Genomic DNA, 23,539 nt, shown 5'->3' with positions numbered 1-23,539 from the left:
GGCGGGCTCCTAGCTGAGGGCTGCGTAGACGGTCCGGGAGACGGCCAGGCGGAGACCGCCGACGTCGGAGGATTCTCGGCGGGGGTGGACGCGGTTGCTCAGCAGGGCGATGCTGATGCCGGCCCCGCGGTCCACCAGCAGCGAGGTTCCGGTGAAGCCGTTGTGCCCCCGGGCGTCGGAGGATCCCATCCAGGCCGACTGGCCGATCCGCAGGCCCAGACCGTGGCCGTATTCTGCACCGGAGCCGGGCAGTGAATCACCCAGCACGGCCGGGAGCTGGTCCGTCCACATGGCCTCGGCCAGCCCGGGCGAAAGGATGCCGGGCAGCCCTGCCCGCAGGGATTCGCCGAAGTCCAGCAGTGCCGGGGCGGTGCCGAACAGTCCCGCGTTGCCGGCGGCGCCGCCGAGGGACCAGGCTGCTTCGTCGTGCACGGTGCCGCGGACCATTCCGCGGCCGTGTTCGGGCTGGTGCTCGGTGGCGGCGCAGCGGGCCGCGCCAGGGAAAAATGTCAGGCCTGATTCACCGGCCAGCCTGGCGAGGACATGCGCCCTGACGAGTTCTGGCCAGGACTGTCCGGTGGCGTGCTCGGCCAGGGCCATGATGGTGTTGAAGCCAGTGCAGGAGTATTCGAAGCGGGTGGCCGGGGCGTGGGCCAGCTCGGTGGACAGGAGGTCCGCGAGCAGGGCCTCCCGGTCAAACGGCAGGCCGGCAGCCAGGGGCACGCGCCAGCCCGGCCAGACGGCGGGCAGGCCCGAGGTATGGGTGAGCAAGTGCCGGAGCGTGACGGTTTCCTTACCGCCGGCCTTGGTGACGGCGTTGCCGTCGCCGCCGCCGTCGTTGGTGACGACGTTGCCGCCGGCCTCACCTCCGGCGTCGGGCGCCCAGCCCGGCAGTAAATCCGCCACTGGTTCATCGAGCTGCAGCACGCCGCCGTCGACCAGGGCGAGGGCCGTGACCGCGGTGACGGTCTTGGTGACGGAGGCCAGATCGTAGAACGTGCCGGCGTCGGCCGGGGTGCGCTGCCCGGCAGGAAGTTCGACGCCGCCAGCGCCGAACCGCACCGCGTCGCCAACCGTGATGACCGGCAGGCGCTCGCCGTCCACCGCGACGGCACAGACCGCCGACGGCGTGATTCCGGACTCCACCGCGGACCCGAGCAGGCGCGTGAGCTCGGCGTCGAGCTGGTCCAGGGTGGTGCCCATCAGTCGAGCACCAGGCTGGGCTGGCCGAGACCGGGACCGCTGTGACCGGGACCGCCGTTACACGGACCGCCGCCGGACGGCGCGTTCAGGGTGGCCGGCACGCCGAGCGGGATGCTGTGGGCCGCCGGTCCGTGGCCGAAGCCGAGCTCCCAGACCAGCGGGATTCCCAGCGGTGCCAGCAGCTCCACGCAGAGTTCCTTGACCTTGGAAGGCTCGCCGCAGTCCTGCCAGGAACCCAGGGCCAGCCCGGCCAGTCCGTCGAACCAGCCGGACCGCAGGAGGGAATGGAGCATCCCGTCAATCTTGTAGGGTGCCTCGGTGACGTCCTCGAGCAGGCCGATCCGGCCGGCGTTGGACAGCGGCGGCCGGCCCCGGGCAGCCAGGGTCATCGCCAGCAGGCTCAGGTTCCCGCCGGTCAGGATGCCGTGCGCGGTTCCCGGGACGAGGGTCTCGGCCAAGGCCGCCGTGTAGCTGCGGCCGGAGAACGGTTCAAAGACCGCCCGCCGCAGGCTGGCGGTCGCGGCCGGGTCATCCAGAAGCGCGCTGGTGGCGAGCATCGGCGTGAACCAGGTGGACATGTCCAGCCGTTCGGCCCAGAATTCGTGGATCCCGGTGACGTCCGAGGAGCCGAACAACGGCTTCGGTGCGGCGGCGCGCAGCTTGTCGACGTCGAGCAGGTCCAGCAGGCGCACGGCGCCGTAGCCGCCGCGGACGACGAACACCGCGGCGAGCGTGGGATCGCACCAGGCGTTCTGCAGGTCGGCGGCGCGCCGGGCGTCCTCGCCGGCGAGGTATACGGCGCGCGGATGCGTGGCCCGGAGGTTTTCCCCCGGCACCGGAACGAGCCCCCAGGATTCGAGCAGCGCGATGGACCGGCCCAGCAGTTCGGGCACGGGCGGGCCGGAGCTCGCCACAAGGCCCACCCGGTCCCCTGGTTTGAGTGGGGCCAGCGCTGAGCTGGACATGTCCAGCGGGGCCGGTGCTAGGCGGGACATGTCCCGTGGGTGCCCCGCCGTCATGCGCCGGCGCCGATAGCGACGGACGCATCGTCCTCGACGACGTTGTTCGTGGGCACCACGCTGAGCAGCTTCCGGGTGTAGAGGTGCTGCGGGTTGAGCAGCACCTCTTCCACCGGCCCCTCCTCGACGATCCGGCCCTCGAACATCACCACCACGCGGTCGGCGATGTTCCACGCCAGGCCAAGGTCATGGGTGATCACCAGGGCGCCCAGGCCCAGTTCGCAGCGCAACCGGAGCAGCAGGGCCAGGATTTCGGCCCGGACCGAAGCGTCCAGGCTGGCCACCGGTTCGTCGGCCACCAGGAATTCCGGCTCCAGGGCCAGGGCCCCGGCAATAACAACGCGCTGGCGCTGGCCGCCGGAGAGCTCCTGCGGGATGGCGGCCAGGAAGCGCTCCGGCGGGTTCAGTTCCGCCTTCCGCAGCGCCGCCGTGACGATGTCCCGCTCGTTGCCCGGCAGCTTGTGCAGCCGCGGGCCCTCGGCGACAGCCTCGTAGACCGAGTGTTTCGGGTTCAGGGCCGCGGACGGATCCTGCAGCACAAACTGAACGCTGCGGCGGTAGTCCTTGAGGGCCTTCCGCTGCCGGGACAGGGCCTTGCCCTCGAAGAGCACCTCGCCCGACGTGGGGCGCTGCAGGGCCAGCATGGCCCGGGCCAGCGTGGTTTTGCCGGAGCCTGACTGGCCGACGAGGGCCACGATCTCACCCCGCCCGCACACCAGGTTGACCGAGTCGACGGCCTTGACGTTGCCGCCGCGGCCGGCGAAGGTCACGGACAGGTTCCTGGCCTCGAGCACCACATCGTCCGGATCCGGGGCGTTAAAGGCGCCTGCCTTTTCGGCCGGTGTGGCCGCGGGGGCGTCCGGTGCCGTGTAGGCGGGCAGCCGCAGCCGCGACGCCGGGTCCCCGATCAGGGGGAAGGCGGAGGCCAGTGCCTTCGTGTGCGGGTGCTGCGGATTGCGCATGACCTCGGCGGAGGGTCCGTCCTCCACGATCCTGCCCTGCTGCATCACAACGATCCGTTCGCAGGTGGCGGCCAGCACGGAGAGGTCGTGGCTGATCATAATGAGCGACAGCCCGCGGGAGGCCACCAGCGCGGTCAGCACGTTGAGGACCTGCGCCTGCACAATGACGTCCAGGGCAGTGGTCGGCTCATCGGCGATGATCAGTTCCGGGTCGCAGGCCAGCGCCATCGCGATCATCACGCGCTGCTTCTGCCCGCCGGAGAGTTCGTGCGGGTAGGAGCCGCCTTTGGCCGGGGAGAGGTCCACCAGGTCCAGCAGTTCGGCCACCCGGGCGTCCCGGGCGGCGTCGTCCCGGTAGGGGAGCGATTTCGCATGGATCCGCAACGCCTCGGTGATCTGCTCGCGGACCTTCCGGACCGGGTTGAGCGAATGCATGGCGCCCTGGAAAACGATGGATGCCTCGGTCCAGCGGACCGTGCGCAGGCGCCCCCAGCTGAGGTCCTGGACGTTCTCCCCGCCGAGCAGGATGCTGCCTTCGATCCTCGCATTGGAGGGCAGCAGGCGGAGTACAGACATTGCCAGGGTGGATTTCCCGCAGCCGGACTCGCCGGCCAGGCCCAGCGTTGAGCCGGGCTCGACGACCAGATTAACGCCGTCGACCGCGGTCAGCGTGCCGGGGCCGTCCTCACCCTGGGTCGCGTAGGTGACGCGGAGGTCCTTGAATTCAAGACGCGGCATTAGCGGCCTCTCAGGGTGGGGTTGATGACTGATTCGAAGGCCCGGCCCACCAGCGTGAAGCACAGCACAACCAGGACGATCGCGATGCCGGGGCTCAGCACGAACCACCAGTACCCGCCGGTCGCGGCGCCGGTGTCGAGGGCGGTCTTGAGCATGGAGCCCCAGGAGATCTGCCCGGGGTCTCCCATGCCGAGGAAGGACAGCGTCGATTCGGCGATGATGGCCGAGCCGACCGTGAGCGTGGTGTTGGCCAGGACCAGCGGCATAACGGCGGGCAGCACGTGTTTTCCGATGATGTGCGCGTCGGAGGCGCCGAGCGCCCAGCTGCGCTCGATGTAGGCGCGGGATTCCACGCTGAGGGTCTGGGCGCGGACCAGGCGTGCCGTGCCGGCCCAGGAGGTGATGCCGATGGCGATCACAATCGTGGCGACGCCGGGGCCGATCACCGAGGACAGCACGATCGCCAGCACCAGGCTGGGCACCACGAGGAAGAAGTCGATGATGCGCATCAGCACACCCTGCGTGACGCCGGTGAAGTGTCCGGCGGCCATGCCCACCACGGTGCCGATCACCATGGATACGGTGGTGGCAGCGAAGCCGACCAGCAGCGAGATCCGGGCGCCCCAGACGAGCATCGCCAGCACGGAGCGACCGGCGGGGTCGGTGCCCAGCGCGTTGGCCCAGGTGGGGGCCTCATTCTGGGCGGAGGTGATCCGGGTGACGTTGAGCGTGTCCTCCGGCGCCAGCACCGGGGCCAGGAACGCCAGGAGGATGACGGCGGCGAGCAGGATCAGCCCGGTCAGCCCGGCCCGGTTGGCCGCAAATTCGGCCCAGACCTCGCCGGCGCGCTGGATCCGGCGGGCGGTGGCCACGCTGCGCCGGCCCGCGCCGGTACGCCGGCCGACGTCGGTACTCCGGCTGGCGTCGGACGACGGCGGCTGGTCCGGCGTCGTCCGCGCGGAAGGACTCATGACGCACGCAGCCGGGGGTCGAGGATGCGGTAGACGATGTCGGCGAAGAAATTCATGATGATCACAATCGAGGAGAAGACAACGAAGGTCCCCTGCAGCAGCGGGAAGTCCGGCGCGGACAGGGCCTGGAAGGTCAGGTAGCCCAGGCCCGGCCAGGAGAAGACGGTCTCCACCGTCACGGCTCCGCCGACCAGTCCGCCGAGGGTCAGGAAGATCAGCGTCACGGTGGGCAGCAGGGCATTGGGGACGGCATGTTTGCGGCGCACCTCGTCCTCTCGCAGGCCCTTGGCGCGGGCGGTGACGAGGTAGTCGGCGCTCATCTCCTCCAGCAGGGAGGCGCGCATCACCATAAGGTACTGGGCGTAGACGACGGCGACCATGGTCAGGACAGGCAGGACCATGTGCCGTGCAACATCCCAGACGTAGCCGAAGCCGGTGGCCGGCACGCCCGCCGTCACCATGCCGCCGGTGGGGAACCAGTGCAGGCCGCCGGCGAAGACCAACAGCATCAGCAGGCCCAGCCAGAAGGTGGGCACGGACCAGAAAATCAGCGCAAGCCCGGTCTGGGTCTTGTCAAAGGCGCTGCCGCGCCGCCACGCCGCCCGCTGCCCCAGCCAAAGGCCCAGGACGACGGACAGTGCGGCGGCGGTGCCGGTGAGCAGCAGGGTGGGGCCGATCCGGTCCAGGATCAGCTCCATCACCGGCCGGTTGTACGTGTAGGAATCGCCCAGTTGGCCCTGGAACAGGTCCGTCAGGTAGCGCCAGAACTGCGCCGGGAGCGGCTGGTCCAGGCCGTACTGCCGGCGCAGGATGTCCATCTGTTCCGGCGTGACCTGCCGGCCGTCCGCAAGCGAACGGACGGGGTCGCCCGGCAGGATACGGAAGGCGAAGAAGCCGAGGACCACCACCATCACGAGGGACACCGCCGCGCCGCCGGCTTTGGCGCCGGCGTAGCGCAGCCAGGAACCCCCGCGGCGGGGTTCGTCCGTGTCCTTCTGCGGTGCCGGTGTTCCGGCGGCGGAATCGGGTGCCCGGCCCGCGGCAGGGTCCGGCGCGGGCACCGTGCCGGGAGCGGCCGCCCCCGGTGCGGGGTCACTGAGCGTTGAATCCATTGTTACTCGCGGTCTCCTGCGGTGGCGTTGCGGCGGCGGTACAGCAGATAGCCGCCAGCCGCCAGGGCCAGGACGACGACGGGAACGATCACCAGGGCGGGGTTGAAACCGGCGGAGGCTTCCGCCGTCGTGCTGGTTTTCAGGCCGACGGGGGTGGCACTGTAGTAGCCCCACGGCCCGTTCTGGCCGGTGATGACGCCGCCCTTGCTGGGCTGGGTGACGAACGGCTCGAATTTGTCCGAGCGGTATGCCTCGAGCGTGTTGGCGTAGTACATCACGTTGTTGACGGCGGCGTTGTAGATCATTTCCTGGGACTGTTTGACCAGGCCGCTGCGCTTGTTCTGGTCCAGTTCCTCGTGCTGCTTCTTGAACAGGGCGTCGAACTCGGGGGAGCAATAGTTGTTCTCCGACGTGGCGCCGGTGCCGTCGGCGTTGGGGCGGGAGGCGCAGGTGTTGATGGAGAGCTGGAAGTCCGGGTCCGGTCCCATGCCCCAGCCGGTGAAGTAGAGGTCGTAGTTGCCCACCGTGGAATCATCGTTGACCTGGGCGGAGGACTTCATCACCGTGGTGACCTCGACGCCGATTTCCTTCAGCCACGGCTTGACATAGTCAGCCATCTGCTGGTGGGCCGGGTCGGTGTTGCGGCCCATCAGGCGCAGCTTGAGCGGGTTGCCGGCCTTGTCCAGGCGGATGCCGTCGGCGCCCTTGGCGTAGCCGGCCTTATCGAGCAGCTCGTTGGCGGCCTTCGGGTTGTACTTGAGCGGAAGGTCCGTGGTGTCCCAGTTGTACTGCGGGTACGCGGCCGGAACCTCGCCGGTGGCTTCCTGGCCGAGGCCCTGGAGCACCTTTTCCAGGAGGGTCTTGTTGTCCACCGCCATCACGATCGCGCGGCGCAGCTCGACGTCGTGCAGGGCCGTGCTGCCGTCACCGATCGGGGTGTTCTCCGGGGTCTGGGTGCCCGGGTTGATGCCGATGGCCTGGTAGCGGCGGCCGGTGCCGGCGTTGGTGGTGATGCCGGGCTGGTTCTGCAGCGCCTTGTACTGGGCCGGGGTCAGGCCGCTGATGAGGTCCACTTCGCCGGTCTTGAGGGCCTGGACGGCGGCGTCGCTGTTCTTATAGGGCGCGTACGTAATGGCGTCCACCTTGGCCTTGCCCTGCCAATAGTAGGGGTTGGACTTCATCGTGACGCCGGCGGCCTTGTCGTAGCTGGTGACCGTGAAGGGGCCGGATCCCACCGTGGCCTTGTCGTTGGCGAACGTGGCCGGGTTCTCCACCTTGGACCAGACGTGTTGGGGCATGATGGGCAGCTGGGTACCCGGGTTCGGTGCCTGCGGTGCCTTGAGCGTGATGACCAGGGTCTCGTCGTCCCTGGCTTCCACCGAGGCGACGGAGGACAGCAGCGAGCCGTTGGCCTGCTTGAGCTGATCGTTCGTCTGGATGGCGTTGAACGTCCAGGCGCCGTCGTTGGCGGTGATCGGCTGGCCGTCGGACCATTTGCGGTCCCTGGGCAGATGGAAGGTCCAGACCTTGCCGTCAGTGGAGGTTTCCCAGGTGTCCGCCATGTTGGGGACGTCCTCGTTGTTCTTGGGCCCGTAGGCCACCAGGGACTGGTATTGCAGGGCGAGGATGCCGGTGCTGCTGGCGAGGATCGCCTTGAACGGGTTCAGCGAGTCGATGTCCCCGGTCAGGGCGAGCTTGAGGGTGGTGCCGCCCGCTGTGGAGCCGGTGGCCGTTGCCGGTACGGCCATCACGGCCGGGGCCAGTACGACGACGGCGGCAGCCAGGAGCGCGGGCAGGCGCACCCCGGACGGTTTCTTCCGCTGCCGCGGTGATGTTGTCGGTGTGGCAGTCCGAGTCGGTGACATCGCGTTCCCCTTTTTGGTTCTCTGATCCGTTTGGTGCTGTGACCAGTACGTCTGATGGCGGCTGGCGGCTGGCGGCTGGCGCCTGCCGCCGTGGTGCGTGGGACGGCTTCAAGGCATCCGGGAGTTGCATCCCGGATGCAGCCAGCGTGTAAATGAATTACCACATTGGATAACGTGATGCAATTCACTTACGCTCACCCTATAGCCGTGATGGGCAGAAAACCACTGAAGGAGATCCAACCGTGACTATTGATTCGCCGACCACCACTGCTCCGACGCTCGAGGGGGCCAGCGTGCCGGCCCTTGATGCGGCGGCGCTGTGCGCACGGCTGATCCGTTTCGATACGACCAACCACGGCGAGGGCAGGAGCGCCGGCGAACGGGAGTGCGCGGAATTCATCGCCTTCCGGCTTGAGGCCGCGGGCTACAGCCCCGCCCTGCTGGGGCCGTCGGCGGAACGCAGTTCGGTGGTGGTCCGGGTGGAAGGCCGGGACCGGACACTGCCGGGTCTTCTGGTCCATGCCCACCTCGACGTCGTCCCGGCCGAACCGGAGCAGTGGAGCCGTGACCCGTTTTCCGGCGTGATCGAGGACGGCTACATCCACGGCCGGGGCGCCGCGGACATGAAGGACATGGTGGCCATGACCCTGGCCACGCTGCTGCAGTGGGCTGAGGCGGGCACCCAGCCGCAGCGCGACGTCGTCGTGGCCTTCGTCGCGGATGAGGAGGACAAAGGCGAGCACGGCGCCCTCTGGCTCGTCGCCGAACATCCTGAACTGTTCGAGGGGATCGGGGCGGCCATCGGCGAATCCGGCGGGCACGCTATGGAACTGACCGCTGCCGACGGCGCGCCGGTGCGGCTGTACCCGGTTGCGGTGGCGGAGCGCGGAACCCTGCACCTGCGGGTCCGTGCCGAAGGGAACTCCGGCCACGGCTCCCGGCCCGTGCCGGAAAACGCCGTCAAGACCCTGATTTCCGCGCTCGACCGGGTGGGAAACCATAACTGGCCGCTCACGCTGACCCCCGCGGTGCGGTCCTACATTGAGCAGACCACCAGGGCACTGGGCCACGATGCCGATCTTGAAACAGAGTCCGGGGTGAACGCGGCGATCAACGCGATGGGCGAGGCCGGGACCGTGGCGGGGGTGACCATCCGGTGCTCATCGACCCCCACCGTGCTCCGGGCCGGGTACAAAGTCAACGTGATTCCCGGCGTGGCCGAGGCGGACATCGACATCCGCTGCCTGCCGGGCACCGAGGACTCCACGATGGCGGCCATCGACGCGCTGCTGGGGCCGGGAATCTCCCGCGAGTTCCTCTCGCACCAGTCGCCCACCCAGTCGGATGCGGATTCGCACTGGTTCGGGTCCATGCGGGACGCGCTGCTGCGGCATGACCCGGCCGCCGTCGTGGTGCCTTACTGCATGGGCGGCGGGACCGATGCCAAAGCCTTCGCCCCGCTCGGGATATCCTGCTTCGGGTTCTCGCCGCTGGGTGCCGACCCGCAGCGGCGCACCGTCGAGGGTGTGCATGGCGTGGATGAGCGTGTTCCGGTGGCCAGCGTCCGCAGCGGGCAACTGGTGCTGCAGGATTTCCTGGAAAACGTATGAGGGCCGGACTGGCTGGGTTCGACGTACGGCTGGAAGCTCGGCTGACGGACCGGCTCGCCGGGTTCGATGCCCGCTTCGATGCCCGGGTGGCGGACCGGCTGGCCGCGGAAACGGCGCCCGCGCTCGCCGTCGGCGTCTTTCGCGGCGGGACACTGACCGCGACGGCCTTGCACGGCACCATCGAGTCGGAGAGCGGCAGCGGCGGCGTCGGTGACGGCAGATTCGTCGATGGCGGCAGAGGCAGCGCCGGCCGGACGCCGCAGGCGGACACCGCATTCAGGATCGCCTCCTGCACCAAGTCGTTCACGGCCGCCGCCGTCCTGATCCTGCGCGACCGGGGAATGCTGGACTTAGACAGCGGGGTGGCGGAGCACCTCCCGTACCTTCGCCTGCTCGGGCCGGGGGAGGACATGTCCAGCGGTCCGCTGACCCTGCGGATGCTGCTGACCATGTCCGGCGGACTGCCCGCCGACGACCCCTGGGCCGACCGGCTGGAATCGATGTCCTTTGCGGGGTTGCAGGCGCTGCTCGGCGCCGGGGTGCGGCTGGTCCGGACACCTGGAACGGCCTACGAATACTCGAACCTGGGCTACGCCATGCTGGGCGCCGTGATCTCGGCGGTCTCGGGCCGGGAATACACCGACTTTGTCCGGGCGGAACTCCTGGCGCCGCTGGGGCTGCGGAGCACAGGGTTTGACGCGGGGGTCCCCGCGGCCGGGGGAGTCGCGCGCGGGTATTGCCGGCGTGGCTCCGCGTGGGAGGTGCAGCCGTTTAGCACGCCCGGCGCGTTCTCGGCGATCGGCGGGCTGTTCAGCACCCTGGCGGACCTCGGACGCTGGGCGGAGTGGCTCGCCGACGGGTTCACGGGCGGTGGCGAGGCCGCCGGGCAGCCCCTGAACCGGGCGAGCCGACGCGAAATGCAGCAGCTGCACCGGGTTGCCGGGCCGGAGACGCTCGAACCCGCGGGGGCGGACGGCGGCGACACCGGGCAACCTGCCGGGACCGGCGTCGGCGGGTACGGCTTCGGGCTGCGGATCCTGGAAGATCCCCGGCGGGGGCTGATCGTTGGCCATTCGGGCGGTTATCCCGGGTTCAGCTCGCATATGACCTGGCACCCGGCCAGCCGAACCGCCGTGATCGGGTTCGAGAACGCCAGCTATGCGAAGGTCGGCGCGCTGGTCCGCGGTGTGCTGGCCGACGCGCTTCAGGCGCCGTTCGGGACTGCGCCGGGGAATGTGCCCGGGACGGCGGCGGGGACGGTGCCCGGGGCATCGGCTCAGAATGTGGCGGGGACGGTGCCCGGGAGGGCCGCGGGGGTGGTTCCGTGGGCCGAAGTCCTGGCCGCGCGCGCCGTCGTCGAACGCCTGGTGCTGTCCTGGCACGATGAGCTTGGCCGCTCCATTTTCGCCGGAAACGTGGAGCTGGACGAACCGCTGGCGGACCGCCGCCGCCGGCTCGAGGAGGCGCTCGCCGACGCCGGTCCGCTGCAGCGCGTCCCCCGCGATGCGGGCTTCAGCGCGACGGCCGCTCGGCTCGAGTGGCTGATGCCGGGCACACGCGGCGCGCTCAAATGCGCGCTGTCCATGACGCCCGAAGCACACCCCAGGGTCCAGGAACTCAGCTTCGCGTTTGCGCCGTCCTCGGCCGCCCCAGAGCCGGGCGGTGCGGCGGCCAGTGCGGTGGCTCCCGCGTCGGCATAGAATGCCGGAAGCGCTGTCCGGCCGGCACAGAGGCAACCGGCCAGGCAAACGTCACCTCGGCCCCGCACCGGAGGGAACCTCTTCGTGAGTATCCAGTCCACCATCCACTCGCTCCTGCCCACGCTCGCGCCTGCCGCCAGGCGCGTGGCCGATGTCATCGTGGCCGATCCGGGGCTCGTGGTGAGCCATACGATTTCCGACCTCGCCGTCCTGTGCAGCACCTCGGAGCCCTCCGTGGTGCGGTTCTGCCGGGCGATCGGATTCAGCGGCTACTCCCAGCTGCGCATGGCGATGGCCACAGAACTTGGCCGGGAGCACACCGCCGGCAGCACGGGACGGAATTTCGGCGAAGACATCCGGCCGGAGGATTCCCTTGGCGACGCCGTCGCCAAGGTCAGGTACACCGAGATGATGGGCATCCAGGAGACACTGGACGGGCTGGACCTGGGCGTCCTCGAGGCGGTCGCGGAGAAGATCAACGCCGCCCCGGTCACGCTCATCTACGGGGTGGGCGCCGGAGCCATCGTCGCGGACGATCTCCGCTACAAGCTCTTCCGGATCCGGCGGTCGGCGGTTTCCTTCCGCGACCAGCACGACGCGCTGATGGGAGCCGCGCTGATGGGACCGGACGATGTGGCCATTGCGTTTTCGCACAGCGGCCGGACCCGTGAAACCCTGGAATTCCTCCGCCGGGCCAGGGCATCGGGGGCCACTACCGTAGCCGTCAGCAACGCCGCGGGCTCGCCGATCGTGCAGGAGGCGGACCTCAGCCTGTTCACCGTGGTGCGTGAGACGGCGTTCCGCTCGGGCGCGATGGTCTCCCGGATTGCGCAGCTCTCGGTAGTGGATTGCCTGTTCGTCAGCGTGGCACGCCTGAGCTACGAGTCCACGCTGGAAGCGCTCGAAACTACCCGCGAAGCGGTGCGGGGGCGGCCGGATCCGCGCAGGGAACCAGGCCCACGCAGGGAACAAGGTCCGCGGCGAGAATCAGCGCCACGGCACGCGTTGTAACCCGGGAATAGCCGAAGCAGTTGACGGTGGGCAGCGGCGGGTCCACGGACCCGCTGATCCCGGTGTTGATACAGACCGCCCCGGGCATGGCCTGGGCGGCTTCGGCCGCTGCGAGCCCCGGACTGGCTTCGGCGAGGCTCCCCACCAGCACGACGACGGCACGCCCCGGTGCGTCGCCGGCCGGGACGGCGGTCTGGTCGTCGATGCGGTGCAGGGCTGACGCAGGCAGCCGCGTCACAGCGACGAACTCCGCCAATGCCGCGGCGAAGAAGTCCGGGGTGCGGCCCGCGGCCTGATGGTGGCCGCCCCTGGCATCGACCAGCAACACCTCGCGGGTGTGTTCCGGCAGGGCAATCGGGCGGTCCGGCCCCGCAGACGTCGGATGGCTGAATGTACAGGCTTCGGCGGCGATCCTGTCCCAGTCGGGAGCCGGTTGGGTGGGCCGGGATGACGCGGCACTGTGGCACGGTGCGGCCGGAGAAGCCGGGCCAGATGACCGCGTTGACGAGGCGCTCGAGTTCGGCCCCGGCAGGCCTTCGGTCGGCGCTGGCCAATGTCTCGGAGGTGTGGATGTCGTCCCGGGTCGTCATGGACCCACCCTACTGACGGGATCGGAGGGCATCTCCCGTGGTGGATTGGCGCGCCGTGAAAAAAGGAGCAACGCGGGGTCACTTGCGGCCCATCCCACGGGGTGGAATGGGCCGCAAGTGACCCCGCGTTGCCTTAGGGGGTGGGGAAGGGGCTAGGCAGCGGCCGCCGAGTTGTAGGTCTGCTGGATGACCGAACCCCAGTAGGGTCCGTACATCGAGGTGGAGTTGCTGCCGTAGCCGTAGCTGTTGACGGAATTCTGGTATCCCGTGGAGCTGGAGCCGATGAACCACGGGCCGCCTGAGGATCCACCGGTCATGTTGCAGGGGATGCCCTGGGTCATGAAGGAGGAGTTGTTGGGATCGTTCGTGGCGGTGCCGGTGCAGCTCTTGAGCGACTCACCGTTGAACGGGGCCCCCGCGGGGTAGCCGAATGCCTTGTAGCTCAGGCCGCGGGCGGCGTTGAACCGCGCGCCGGAGGCGCCCACCACGTCGGAGAGGTTCCGGCCGTTGAGCGTTGACATAACGGCGAAGCCGGTGTCGTACGCCATGTTGCCGGCGGAGCTCCACTGGGTGGGGGCGTAGAGACTCTTGGCCGTCCACTGGCCGTAGGGTGCGGCGCCGTTCAGGTAGGCGGGGACAAAGGTCCACTTGGTGGCGAAGGCGCCGGGGCCCTCGTTGATGCAGTGGCCCGCCGTCGAGACGGTGCTCTTGTTGCCGGAGGAGATGGAGTTGCCGGAGCAGACATAGTTGGCGCCGCCCAGGGTGAAGAAGACCTTGCCGATGTGCTTGACGGGGGATTCGCTCGCATTCGCCATCGGCTGGATCGGCTGGGCCGGCTTGGCCTGCAGTGACGGTGCCGCAGCCTCAACGGTGCTGGGTGCCCCGGCGTCTACTGCACGGTTCTGGGCCGCCTTGGAGTTGTTGTTGCGCTTCATGGCCTTCTCTGCCAGGACATCGCCGGGGATGGCGTTCCGCATCCGCTCTTCGGTCCAGTAGCCGGCCGTGCCGGTCTCGACGACGGTATGGCTGGTGACACCCGAGGGGTCCGCCGGTGCATTGCCGGGCGCCGGGGCCGCCGTTGCTGCGCCCGCGGCGCTCAGCGCCAACAGCGCCGCTGCCGAGAGACTGAGGAGGGCGGTGGCCAGAGTCTTGGGTGTTCTCATGGTTGTCCTAACCGGTGGAAAGCGGGGGCGGTCACCGGTAGGTGGCCGCCGTCATGGAAACGAACCTACTGCAGTTTGACTGATCTGTAAAGCAAGTTGTCAATTACTGTCATAAGATATTGCAGGGTCATCTGGTCCCGGGCGTCCGACGCCGGTAGGGGGCAACCGGGGTCCCTCGGGTAAGTTAGAGGTGCTGAGCTAACACGAAATTCCGCAAATACCCAGACCTTCAGGGAGACGCCCGAGCAATGGCAAAGATTATCTATACCCACACCGACGAAGCGCCGATGCTGGCCACCTATTCGTTCTTGCCGATAGTCGAAGCCTTCGCTGCGACGGCCGGTGTGGAAGTGGAAACCCGCGACATTTCGCTGGCCGGCCGCATCATCGCCGCGTTCGGCGACTACCTCACCGAGGACCAGCACATTGGCGACGCCCTGGCCGAGCTGGGCACCCTCGTGAAAAACCCCGAAGCCAACATCATCAAGCTGCCAAACATCAGCGCCTCGACGCCGCAGCTCAAGGCCGCCATCGCGGAGCTCCAGGACAAAGGCTATGCGCTGCCGGACTACCCGGACAACCCCTCCTCCGACGTGGAGACGGACGTCCGCTCCCGCTTCGACAAGATCAAGGGCTCCGCCGTCAACCCGGTGCTGCGCGAGGGCAACTCTGACCGCCGCGCCCCGCTCTCGGTCAAGGCGTACGCCCGCCAGAACCCGCACAGCATGGGCGCCTGGACCTCTGCGTCCCAGACCAACGTGGCCACCATGGACGGCGATGACTTTGCCTCGAACGAGAAGTCCGTGGTCATCGAAGCCGACGGCACCCTCAAAATCCAGCTGGTCAAGGACGACGGCACGGTCAAGGTCCTCAAGCGGGCCTTCCCCGTCCTCGCCGGCGAGGTTATCGACGGCACCGTGATGCGCGCCGCCGCGCTGGACACGTTCCTCGCCGCCCAGGTTGCCCGCGCCAAGGAAGAGGGTGTGCTGTTCTCCGCCCACCTCAAGGCCACCATGATGAAGGTCTCGGACCCGATCATCTTCGGCCACGTCGTCACGGCGTACTTCTCCGAGCTCTTCGACAGTTACGGCGCCCAGATCGCCGCCGCCGGGCTGAGCCCCAACAACGGCCTGGCCTCGATCCTGAACGGACTCGAGGAGCTCCCGGAAGAGATTCGCGGCGACGTGGAGACGGCCATCAAGAAGGGCCTGAACGACGGCCCCGAGCTGGCCATGGTCGATTCCGACAAGGGCATTACCAACCTGCACGTGCCCTCCGACGTGATCGTCGACGCCTCCATGCCGGCCATGATCCGCAGCTCCGGGCACATGTGGGGCCGTGACGGACAGGAAGCAGACACGCTCGCCGTCCTCCCGGACAGCAGCTACGCCGGGATCTACCAGGTAGTCATTGACGACTGCCGCGCCCACGGAGCCTTTGACCCGACCACCATGGGCACCGTCCCGAACGTCGGCCTGATGGCCCAGGCCGCCGAGGAATACGGCAGCCACGATAAGACCTTCGAAATCCCGTCCGCCGGTACCGTGCAGGTTGTCGACGCCGCCGGCACCGTCCTGATCGACCACCAGGTGGCCCCGGGCGACATCTGGCGTGCCTGCCAGACCAAGGATGTGCCGATCCGCGACTGGGTCAAGCTGGCTGTTACCCGTGCCCGCGCCGCCGCCATGCCGGCCGTGTTCTGGCTGGACAAAGGCCGCGCCCACGACGCCCGGATGATCGCCAAGGTCGAGGAATACCTCAAGGACTACGACACCGAGGGCCTGCAGATCGAAATCATGTCCCCGAATGAGGCCACGGCCTTCACCCTGGAGCGGATCCGCAAGGGCGAGGACACCATCTCGGTGACCGGCAACGTGCTGCGCGACTACCTCACGGACCTGTTCCCGATCCTCGAACTCGGCACCAGCGCCAAGATGCTCTCCGTGGTCCCGCTGATCAACGGCGGCGGCCTCTTCGAAACCGGCGCCGGCGGGTCAGCCCCGAAGCACGTCCAGCAGCTGCTGAAGGAAAACCACCTGCGCTGGGACAGCCTGGGCGAGTTCCTCGCCCTGGCCGTGAGCTTCGAACACCTCGCCACCTCCACCGGCAATGCCCGCGCCCAGGTCCTGGCGGACACCCTGGACCGCGCCACCGGCACCTTCCTGCTGGAAAACAAGTCACCGAAGCGCAAGGCCGGCGAGCTCGACAACCGCGGAAGCCACTTCTACCTCGCCAAGTTCTGGGCCCAGGAGCTCTCCCGCCAGAGCGACGACGCCGGGCTGGCCGCCGCCTTCGCTGCGGTCTCCGGCGCGCTGGACGCCGGCGAGGAGACAATCGTCGGTGAGCTCCTCGCCGTGCAGGGATCCCCGGTTGATCTGGGCGGCTACTACCGCCCGGACGAAGCCAAGATCACCGCCGTGATGCGCCCCTCCGCGAAGTTCCGCGAAGTGCTGTCCATGCTGGGGTAGCTCACGCTGAGCCGGCATCCCACCGGCGGTGTGGCACAACGAACGGCGCTCCGGAAATGTCCAGGGCGCCGTTCGGTCTTTTCTGGTCCGGTCTTTTTCTGGCCCGGTTTCCGGTTTCCGGGTTTCTGTTGTCTGTGCGGATGCTGCCGACTAAGGTGCTAAGCAAGCTTAGCTTCGGCGGAGGCGGCAGACGGCCGCCGCTGGGTGGTTCCTGGCCGGTGGCCGGTCAGGTGGTGGGCATCATCGCCGATGAGGACAGCGATCTGGACTCCGTTCGGACCGCGCGGGCCGCCCTCGACGCGGCCGGAATCGTCCCGCTCGTGATCGCCCCGACCGGAGGTTTTCTCGGCGGGCCCGACGGCGGGATCCCGGTCCGGCGGAGCTACCTCGCGGCCCGATCGACCGAGTTCGATGCTGTGCTGGTGGCAGGTTCCGGCGCGCCGGCTCCGGACGCCGCGCAGGGTAGGGACGCCAAGGCCGGTGAGCCGGGGCGACGGTTGACCCGAGAGTTGTGTTGCTGCTTTCCGGGACGTTCCGGCACACTAAGGCAATAGGCGGCTGGGGGCCTGCCTTCACCTGCCTGGAACGGTCGAGCATCCCGCTGGACGCAGCGGGCGTAGCTGTCGGACCCGGCCCGGCCGACGTCGTTGCGCAGCTGACCGGATTCCTCGCAACCCACCAGGCCCGGGACAGGTTTCCGGCGACGGGGGCATAGACCGGACACTGGGCCGCCTGGGACGCGGAAGGATCCCACGAGGCTCCTCGCGCCGGAGCGGGGTCGGCACCCGCGATCTCGCGCCAGTCGGCCTGGGCGCTGGCCCCGAGCATCTGAGTCCCGCCGCAGACCGGTGTTGCGAGAGATCCAGGCTCTGTTCAATCGGTTGCTACCGTTTTGAGTAGGGCAGCAGCTACGCACAACACTGCCAGGATGATGCCCAGCAGGAGGGTCCGCACTGATACGCGCTCTCCCCGAAGGTGTCCAACAACCCATCCCAGTCCGGCGAGCCGAATCACTGTCACCAGGATTGCCAGCTGAAGAGCTAAGTCCGGACCGATCCAGCCCAACAAAGCAGCCACCATGAATAATGTTGGACCCAGCGCTGCCGAAGCGATTGGTGCAGCGTGCCACACTTCCTGCCGCAGGTGCCCGCCCAGGGGGTGATCGTCAGTTTCCACTGAGGACCCGATGGATTGCGCCAAGACATGGGCAAAATAGGTCGATACACCGGTTCCGACGATATAGCTTACTGCTTTCAGACCGAGTAAATCCTCGGGGTATAACGCAATTAGAGCAGCAAGAATCAGAATGTCCCCGTAGACGAATGCGGAAATTCTGCTAGATGCGTCCTGTCGGCTTAGAGGTCGTTCGGATCGCAAATGAAAGATTTGATAAACGCCCTGCTTAATAGCTCGGTAAAACAAGGTCACGCTTGCAACTCTACCAGCAGGTTTTCCCCTGCCTCAGCCCGAAGATGAACACATGACACGACGCCGGATTGACCGGGTGCTTCAGCGCTTTAGGGCTCTTTCGGCAGATAGAACCGAGCTTCGCATAGAGGTTGAACGCGCTGAGGCCTGCCCAACACCTTGTGCTGGTCTGCGCTGTTGGCACCGGCATTGCCCGGAAGCATCAGCGCGGCCAGGACCTCCCCGGCGCCGAATGGTACCCAGTGCTGGTGGCGATTTTCGCTGCTTTGCCGGCGGTTTATCGGGGCCTGGTCCTTTCCGGTCCGCGGGGGACATGCTCATTCTTCGCGCCCGGGACTGGGCATAGTGGCACCATGTCCATCCGCTGGCCCCAGCGCGGGGCATGTCCCTGAACCCGGACGCATCAGCGCGGCCAGGACGTCTCCAGAGCCGACCGAAACCCAGTGCTAGTCGTCGCTTTTGTCTCTGTCTTGGCCCTTGCCTTTGGCCTTGCCGTTGTCGACCGGGACGGGTTCCGGCGCTACCGGTGCCGGCGTCGCGGCCGAAGCGGCCGCCGCCGCGGCCGCGGCCTGCGCCGCCGCTTCCTGTTCTGCGGTCACCCGGGCCGCCTCGGCGGCGGCCTGCTGGGCCGTCAGATCCGCGCGGACGGCGTCGATTGATGCCCTGATGCTCTGGTGGCGCTTGAAGGACACGTCCCCGCTGGCGGCAGCCGCGTCCAGCCTCTCCACGAGCCCGTCGAGGAGCCTGAGGGAACCGGCCGGGTCATTGGCCGCCGCGGCCTCGGTGACCGCAAAGACCTGGGATTGAAGCTGCTGGGCCGCGTCGCGGCCCAGCTCGGGAGCGGGGGTGCCGCAGCCTGCCAGAGTGCCGGTGAGCAGTGCGGTGCCAAGCAGGCATCCTGCGAGCTTTGCTGCCGCTTGTCCGGTGCGGGTCCCGTTGCCCCGGGGCGCTGAGATTCGAGTCATGGTTCCACACTCTCTTGCAGTTGTGCGAGGCGTTCGCCCAGGCTTCCGGTCACGGCGGGATAGGTTACGACGGCGGGTGCCGGCGGCGCGGCGGCCGCGATTGTGACGGCGATTCCCGCGGCAACGACGGCAAGAATAGCCAGCATCACCACGATTCTGGCCCGGCGGCCGGTCTGCCGGAGGTGCGCGAGCGGGCGGGCCACGAAGGAGCCCCGGCCCGTCCGGGCCGGGGTCACCGCATCGGGGTCCAATTGGTGTAGGGCACGCGTTCCGGCGTCGGCCTTCGTCGTGGCGTTGGCCAGCCGCGGGGGCCCGGAAGGCGGTGCGGGTAGTACCCGGGTGCGCTCTGCGGCCAGCACGCCAGGAAGCGACGCGGAGGAGATCAGAGCGTGGCGCAACGCCACCGCCAGGTCAGCAGCCGCCGGCCGGTCCGACGGCTCCAAGGCTGTCATCGCCCGAATCAGCCGGGCCCATTCAGCGGGCACAGCGGCCGGAACCGTCGGGGCCCGATGCAGCCGGGCCACGGCAGATTCCACCGCGCTGCCCGGGTATTCGATCTCGCCCTTGATGCATTCGAGCAGCACGAGCCCCAGCGAGTAGGTGTCGCTGGCCGGGCCAAGATCGGCGCCCCGTGCCTGCTCCGGGCTCAGATAGGCGGCGGTCCCCACCATGGTGCCGGTCGCTGTGAGCCGGGTTCCATCCATGATCCGGGCAATCCCGAAGTCGGTGAGTTTTGGCCGCAGCGGTTCGCCGGGGCGGACCGGAACCAACAGGATATTGGCCGGTTTGATGTCCCGGTGGATGATGCCCAGCGAATGAACATAAGCCAGGCCGTCAGCCACACCAGCACCGATGACTGCCACCTCGTTGAGAGGCAACGGGCTGTGCCGGATCCGCACCCTGAGGTCTTGTCCGTCCACCAGTTCCATGGTCAGGAACGGCCGGGGTTCCTCGGGGATCCGGGTGTCCGTCCCGGCATCGAAGAGTGTCACGAGACTGGGATGATTCAGGGTCGCCAGGAGTTGAATCTCCGCTTCCTGGCGCCTGAGCTCGTCAGGATCAGCTGACTGTGGTGCGAAGAGTTTGAGGGCCACGTGACGGCCGAGATTTAAGTCCCGGGCGGTATACACCGACGCCATGCCGCCCCGGCCGATCAATTCGCCCAGCTGATAGCGTCCGCTCAACAGCTCGGACGTGACGTTATTGGGCGAAATGTCCACGTTGTACCCGTCCCTTCCCCGTGCGCCACAGTGGCGTCACTCAAGAATGATACCGGGATGGGTATCCGCCGCCCTCACGGCGCAACCTGAATCAGCAGGCCGCGCCGTGGGCGGGTAGCCGCCGGAGTCAGTGAATGCCGTTGAGTCCCCCAGCGGACCCAACGACTTCGCTCCGGCGGTCAGGGGACCTCAACGGGAGCGACTGGCTTCACTAGGGCGGGTGGGCCTCGTGTTGCAGCGATGATTTTCGCTTCGATGGAGGGCTGGCCGTCAGGGTGCGCCGGGACGGCGTTGGAAGCTGCGGAGAAGGCGCAGACAGCGTCAGACCCGGGGCGATGGGGGCGTGGGAAATTGGGGTGCCAAAAAATGGGTCGCGGACGGTGGTGTCCATTGGGGAATCTCCTGATTGACTGTCGGCGGGCGCCCAAGGCAGCCCGATTGGCCGTGCTCTGTGGAGGGCAGAGACGGCTAACTAGTCAGGAGATGAGCCGGGGTCGGCTGAGACGGCTGAGTGCTGGTGCTGCAGCGGGCCGCGGATGGGGTCGTCGCCGGCCGTGGGGATGACCAGGTAGAGGCTGGGGATCCAGGCGACTGCACCCGAGGGACCGTTGGCGGAGTTCATATTGCCGGAGCCCGAGCCGGGAGCCGGCGGCAGGGCATTCGGAGCGGGCAGACCTGTCCCTCCGGGCAAGGGGCCCGGGTCGCCCTGGCCGCTGGGCGTTGTGGTCTCCGCGGTTCCAGGGGCGGGGACAGCCGGCGGGGCCGCACCGGGCGGGCTTGGGGGCTGTGGGGCATCTCCCGGTCGATCGGTGGAAGGCTCTGGCATCAAGGCGTACCCGGAGCCAAGCTTGCGGGCATAGGGATCGGCCGGCTGTTCAATCGCAACCGGCTCACTTACCACCTCGTAGTCTTCGGGGGCTCCGGAGTCCGACGCGCCTACCGCCACCGGGAATGGCACGGTTACGGCGCCGGCCAGGGGCCGGTCGAGGGCCAATTCCAGTGGAGGCGTTGTGGGATTAGCCGGCGCAATGACAACGAGTCCGGGCGCCGGCAGCGCCGGGTCGCCAATTGGCAGCGTGGGGTCGGCGGGCAACGCCGGGTCACCAACCGGCAGCGTGGGGTCCGGAGCGGCCGGGGCAGAGGGCAACGCCGGGTCAATAACCGGCAACGTGGGGTCGCCCGGCAGTCCGGGGCCTGGAACCCCCGGACCAGGCGCTGGCAAAACCGGAACGGGGTCCGGGCCGGGAAGCGTGGGGACCGGTGCGGGCGTCGGGTCTGTAGGCGACGGCGACGGATGCGGTGGGGGAGCAGGGTGCGTAGGATCCGGGCTCGGCGCGGGAACCACCGGGGCCGGCGGCACGGTCGGTGACGGGGCCGGCGAGGGAACCACCGGGGCCGGCGGAACGGCGGGTGGCGGGCTCGGGGCCGGCGGAACGGCCGGTGGCGGGCTCGGGGCCGGCGGAACGATCGGGGCCGGAGAAGGATCGACGGGGATTGGCACGGGAGGAACAGGGACGGGAACCACAGGATCCGGAGCCGGAAGGGGCGGCGCCGGTGGCGGGACAAGGCTGGCATCCGGCGCGGTCACCGCCGTCGGTACCGGAACAGCGGCCCAGGGCGTGCCTCCGGCCGCGAATCCGGACGGAGCGGGTACCGGAGCGCTCTCCGCGGTGGCCGCCGCGGCTGTGGTGGCCGCCGGGGCTGCGGGTGGTGCCGGCGCTGCTGCGATCGCAAGGTTAGGGGCGACGGCAGGGCTCGCGGCGATCGCAACGGTCGTGCCGGGGTCGGCCGTCAGCGGGGCTGAAGTGGCGGCGTCGTCGGCGTTGGCAGCTGTCGCAGCAAGCGCCAGCCAGGCGAATCCGGCGACGCCGCCCAGAAGCACCCGCCGGATGGGACGGCGCGCGCGCAACGGTACTGATGCTGGGTCCATGCGCACACCCCATTTCCCGGAAACTCGACGGTTGTCTACAGGGTAAGTCCGCGCGCCGGGGCGAGTCCAGAGTGTACGCCAAATTCGGCGGCGCCCGGGCGCCGAATCGCAGGCTCAGCGGGCGTCGTTGGGGTAGCTGACACCCAGTTGCGCGCGGACCCCGTCGAACAGCCGCATGGTGTTGAGGGAGTCCTCCAGCGGCATGACCGGGCTTTCGGTGAGCCCCTGCTGGATGCAACGGGTGACCTCGCGGAGTTCGTAGCTGTAACCCCGCCCCACCACTGTGAAGTGCTCGCTGCGCGGCTCATCGAAGCCGACCCGCACCTGGAGCTCCTTGGGGTTGTTGATCGAGCCGGTGGTCTGCAGGAACCCGAGGCTGCCCGCCACGGTCGCCGTGCGGGGGCCGTGCGCCAGCAGGGACGAGGTCAGCTGCGCCTGGGCCCCGTGGTGATACCCGAGGGTCAGTGCGTTCTGGGCGTCCACGCCGTCGTCGTTGAGCCATCCGGTGGCGCTGACGGTCTGCGGGAAGCCCAGCGTGCCGAGCGCCCACAGCAACGGATAGACGGTCAGGTCCAGCAGGGCGCCGCCGCCATCCCCGGGTGCCCAGAGCCGCGAGGTGGGCGAATACGGTGCAGGGAACCCCAGGTCCGCGCCGATCCACTTGACCTGGCCCACCTCTCCCGAGGCCGCGATCTCGAAGGCCCGCTGCATGCTCGGCAGGAAGCGGCTCCACATCGCCTCCATCAGGAACAGCCCCTTGTCCCTGGCCAATGACACCAGCTCAGTGGCCTCCCGGGCGTTGACGGTGAAGGATTTCTCGCAGAGGACATGCTTGCCGGCGGTGAGGGCCGCCAGCGCTATCTCGTGGTGTTGGGCGTGCGGCGTCGCAACGTAGACGACGTCGACGGCGTCGTCCGCGAGCAGCCGCCGGTAACCGGCCTGCCCGTGCTGGTCCCCATACGCCCTGGCGAAGCCGTAGTCGGCGGCGAAGGCGTCCGCCGCTGCCTGGGTCCGGGAACTGACCGCGTAGAGCTCGGCATCGGCCAGGAGATGAAGATCGCGGGTCACGGCCGCCGCAATGCCGCCGGTGGCGATAACGCCCCAGCGCAGTGGTGCGCCGGTGGCGGTGCGGGGATCCTGGTCCGGCTGGCTGAACAGCCAGGGCTTGGCGATGAGGGCAGTCATGGAGCCATCTTCTCACCCGCTGCGGGCGTGCCCGTGTTTGCCGTCAATCCGGCGGACCTGTTGCTTCATGCGTCTGGATAGTTCAGGATTTGAGCAGGAGGTCCGGTAGCGGCAGCCACAGACGTCCGCAGCCGTGCCAGGGCAACTATGTAGAGGGAACGATGAGCGGGATCGAGGACTTGTTGCCCCAGTCCATCGACCGCTGGGCCAAAGCTGCTAGGAGAGCGCAGGGCATTGCAGATGTGGGCCTTGGCAGCGCGCTGAAGGCCTACTTCACGCGCTGGTTCCCTGCCGGGGTGATCGTCCTAGTACTACAGTCGCGTTTATTTTGGCTGTATCGGCGTTTTAATCGGACTTTTGCCCCGAATCCTGTTAATCATGACGGGTGAACGATGATAT

General features: G+C 68.4%; 20 protein-coding genes. 7 read left to right on the top strand and 13 right to left on the bottom strand.

All coding sequences use genetic code 11. The features are described 5' to 3' along the window. Positions 1 to 9: 9 nt before the first annotated feature. The 6 genes from RCH07_RS13825 to RCH07_RS13800 are packed head-to-tail and all read right to left on the bottom strand — an operon-like array spanning position 10 to position 7,807. Positions 10 to 1,203: a serine hydrolase domain-containing protein gene (locus tag RCH07_RS13825; RefSeq protein ID WP_326968055.1), complete on the bottom strand. Its 1,194-nt coding sequence runs from the start codon at positions 1,201 to 1,203 to the stop codon at positions 10 to 12. Beyond that, positions 1,203 to 2,198 carry a S66 peptidase family protein gene (locus RCH07_RS13820; protein ID WP_326968054.1) on the bottom strand — a complete coding sequence of 332 codons (996 nt, stop codon included), beginning with the start codon at positions 2,196 to 2,198 and terminating at the stop codon, positions 1,203 to 1,205. Before RCH07_RS13820 ends, RCH07_RS13825 begins: the two co-directional genes overlap by 1 nt. Before the next feature lie 20 nt (positions 2,199 to 2,218). Next, positions 2,219 to 3,922, bottom strand: coding sequence for an ABC transporter ATP-binding protein (locus RCH07_RS13815; RefSeq protein ID WP_326968053.1), 1,704 nt, complete (start codon positions 3,920 to 3,922; stop codon positions 2,219 to 2,221). Next, positions 3,922 to 4,893, bottom strand: coding sequence for an ABC transporter permease (locus RCH07_RS13810; protein WP_326968052.1), 972 nt, complete (start codon positions 4,891 to 4,893; stop codon positions 3,922 to 3,924). Before RCH07_RS13810 ends, RCH07_RS13815 begins: the two co-directional genes overlap by 1 nt. Further along, positions 4,890 to 6,005 (bottom strand): ABC transporter permease, encoded by a 1,116-nt coding sequence (locus RCH07_RS13805; RefSeq protein ID WP_326968051.1) that lies wholly within the window; start codon positions 6,003 to 6,005, stop codon positions 4,890 to 4,892. The genes RCH07_RS13810 and RCH07_RS13805 overlap by 4 nt, the downstream gene beginning before the upstream one ends. 2 nt (positions 6,006 to 6,007) lie before the next feature. Beyond that, positions 6,008 to 7,807, bottom strand: coding sequence for an ABC transporter substrate-binding protein (locus RCH07_RS13800; protein WP_326968050.1), 1,800 nt, complete (start codon positions 7,805 to 7,807; stop codon positions 6,008 to 6,010). 305 nt (positions 7,808 to 8,112) lie between these two features. On the opposite strand from RCH07_RS13800, the gene RCH07_RS13795 reads away from it, so the two are divergent. The 3 genes from RCH07_RS13795 to RCH07_RS13785 all read left to right on the top strand — a co-directional run bounded on the left by RCH07_RS13795 (position 8,113) and on the right by RCH07_RS13785 (position 12,191). Continuing rightward, entirely contained in the window at positions 8,113 to 9,480 is a 1,368-nt protein-coding gene (locus tag RCH07_RS13795; RefSeq protein ID WP_326968049.1) for a M20/M25/M40 family metallo-hydrolase, read from the top strand. Beyond that, positions 9,477 to 11,180 carry a serine hydrolase domain-containing protein gene (locus RCH07_RS13790; RefSeq protein ID WP_326968048.1) on the top strand — a complete coding sequence of 568 codons (1,704 nt, stop codon included), beginning with the start codon at positions 9,477 to 9,479 and terminating at the stop codon, positions 11,178 to 11,180. The genes RCH07_RS13795 and RCH07_RS13790 overlap by 4 nt, the downstream gene beginning before the upstream one ends. Positions 11,181 to 11,264: 84 nt before the next feature. Continuing rightward, complete coding sequence (locus tag RCH07_RS13785) at positions 11,265 to 12,191, top strand: MurR/RpiR family transcriptional regulator (RefSeq protein ID WP_326968047.1); 927 nt, start codon at positions 11,265 to 11,267, stop codon at positions 12,189 to 12,191. Here RCH07_RS13785 and RCH07_RS13780 read toward each other — a convergent pair. Continuing rightward, the gene (locus RCH07_RS13780) at positions 12,088 to 12,519 is read right to left on the bottom strand and encodes a hypothetical protein (protein ID WP_326968046.1); all 432 of its coding nucleotides are present in this window, start codon (positions 12,517 to 12,519) and stop codon (positions 12,088 to 12,090) included. The two genes, RCH07_RS13785 and RCH07_RS13780, sit on opposite strands and share 104 nt — an antisense overlap. Positions 12,520 to 12,933: 414 nt before the next feature. Continuing rightward, a complete protein-coding gene (locus RCH07_RS13775; protein ID WP_326968045.1) occupies positions 12,934 to 13,944 on the bottom strand; it encodes a trypsin-like serine peptidase in 1,011 nt (336 codons plus the stop codon). Between the two features lie 248 nt (positions 13,945 to 14,192). Between RCH07_RS13775 and RCH07_RS13770 the strand changes: the two genes are divergently transcribed. From RCH07_RS13770 to RCH07_RS13760, 3 genes are all read left to right on the top strand, one after another. After that, positions 14,193 to 16,412, top strand: coding sequence for an NADP-dependent isocitrate dehydrogenase (locus RCH07_RS13770; protein WP_326968044.1), 2,220 nt, complete (start codon positions 14,193 to 14,195; stop codon positions 16,410 to 16,412). Between the two features lie 140 nt (positions 16,413 to 16,552). After that, a complete protein-coding gene (locus RCH07_RS13765; protein WP_326968043.1) occupies positions 16,553 to 16,966 on the top strand; it encodes a hypothetical protein in 414 nt (137 codons plus the stop codon). Next, the gene (locus RCH07_RS13760; protein WP_326968042.1) at positions 16,924 to 17,127 is read left to right on the top strand and encodes a hypothetical protein; all 204 of its coding nucleotides are present in this window, start codon (positions 16,924 to 16,926) and stop codon (positions 17,125 to 17,127) included. Before RCH07_RS13765 ends, RCH07_RS13760 begins: the two co-directional genes overlap by 43 nt. 158 nt (positions 17,128 to 17,285) lie before the next feature. Here RCH07_RS13760 and RCH07_RS13755 read toward each other — a convergent pair whose 3' ends face one another. The 5 genes from RCH07_RS13755 to RCH07_RS13735 form a co-directional block, all read right to left on the bottom strand. Then, a complete protein-coding gene (locus tag RCH07_RS13755) occupies positions 17,286 to 17,840 on the bottom strand; it encodes a hypothetical protein (protein WP_326968041.1) in 555 nt (184 codons plus the stop codon). A gap of 446 nt (positions 17,841 to 18,286) precedes the next feature. Next, complete coding sequence (locus RCH07_RS13750; protein WP_326968040.1) at positions 18,287 to 18,805, bottom strand: mucin-associated surface protein; 519 nt, start codon at positions 18,803 to 18,805, stop codon at positions 18,287 to 18,289. Further along, positions 18,802 to 19,944 (bottom strand): serine/threonine-protein kinase, encoded by a 1,143-nt coding sequence (locus tag RCH07_RS13745; protein WP_442784832.1) that lies wholly within the window; start codon positions 19,942 to 19,944, stop codon positions 18,802 to 18,804. Before RCH07_RS13745 ends, RCH07_RS13750 begins: the two co-directional genes overlap by 4 nt. Positions 19,945 to 20,497: 553 nt before the next feature. Continuing rightward, positions 20,498 to 21,172, bottom strand: coding sequence for a hypothetical protein (locus RCH07_RS13740; RefSeq protein ID WP_326968038.1), 675 nt, complete (start codon positions 21,170 to 21,172; stop codon positions 20,498 to 20,500). A gap of 897 nt (positions 21,173 to 22,069) precedes the next feature. Beyond that, the gene (locus RCH07_RS13735; RefSeq protein ID WP_326968037.1) at positions 22,070 to 23,140 is read right to left on the bottom strand and encodes a Gfo/Idh/MocA family protein; all 1,071 of its coding nucleotides are present in this window, start codon (positions 23,138 to 23,140) and stop codon (positions 22,070 to 22,072) included. 161 nt (positions 23,141 to 23,301) lie between these two features. Between RCH07_RS13735 and RCH07_RS13730 the strand changes: the two genes are divergently transcribed. Next, complete coding sequence (locus RCH07_RS13730) at positions 23,302 to 23,529, top strand: hypothetical protein (RefSeq protein ID WP_326968036.1); 228 nt, start codon at positions 23,302 to 23,304, stop codon at positions 23,527 to 23,529. Positions 23,530 to 23,539 lie beyond the last annotated feature (10 nt).

Origin of the sequence: Arthrobacter sp. CG_A4 (genome assembly GCF_035985125.1) — a bacterium.
In the GTDB taxonomy this organism is placed as follows: Bacteria; Actinomycetota; Actinomycetes; order Actinomycetales; family Micrococcaceae; genus Arthrobacter.
Note: the sequence above shows the minus strand (reverse complement) of the source record. Positions and strands in the feature narration are given on the sequence as shown.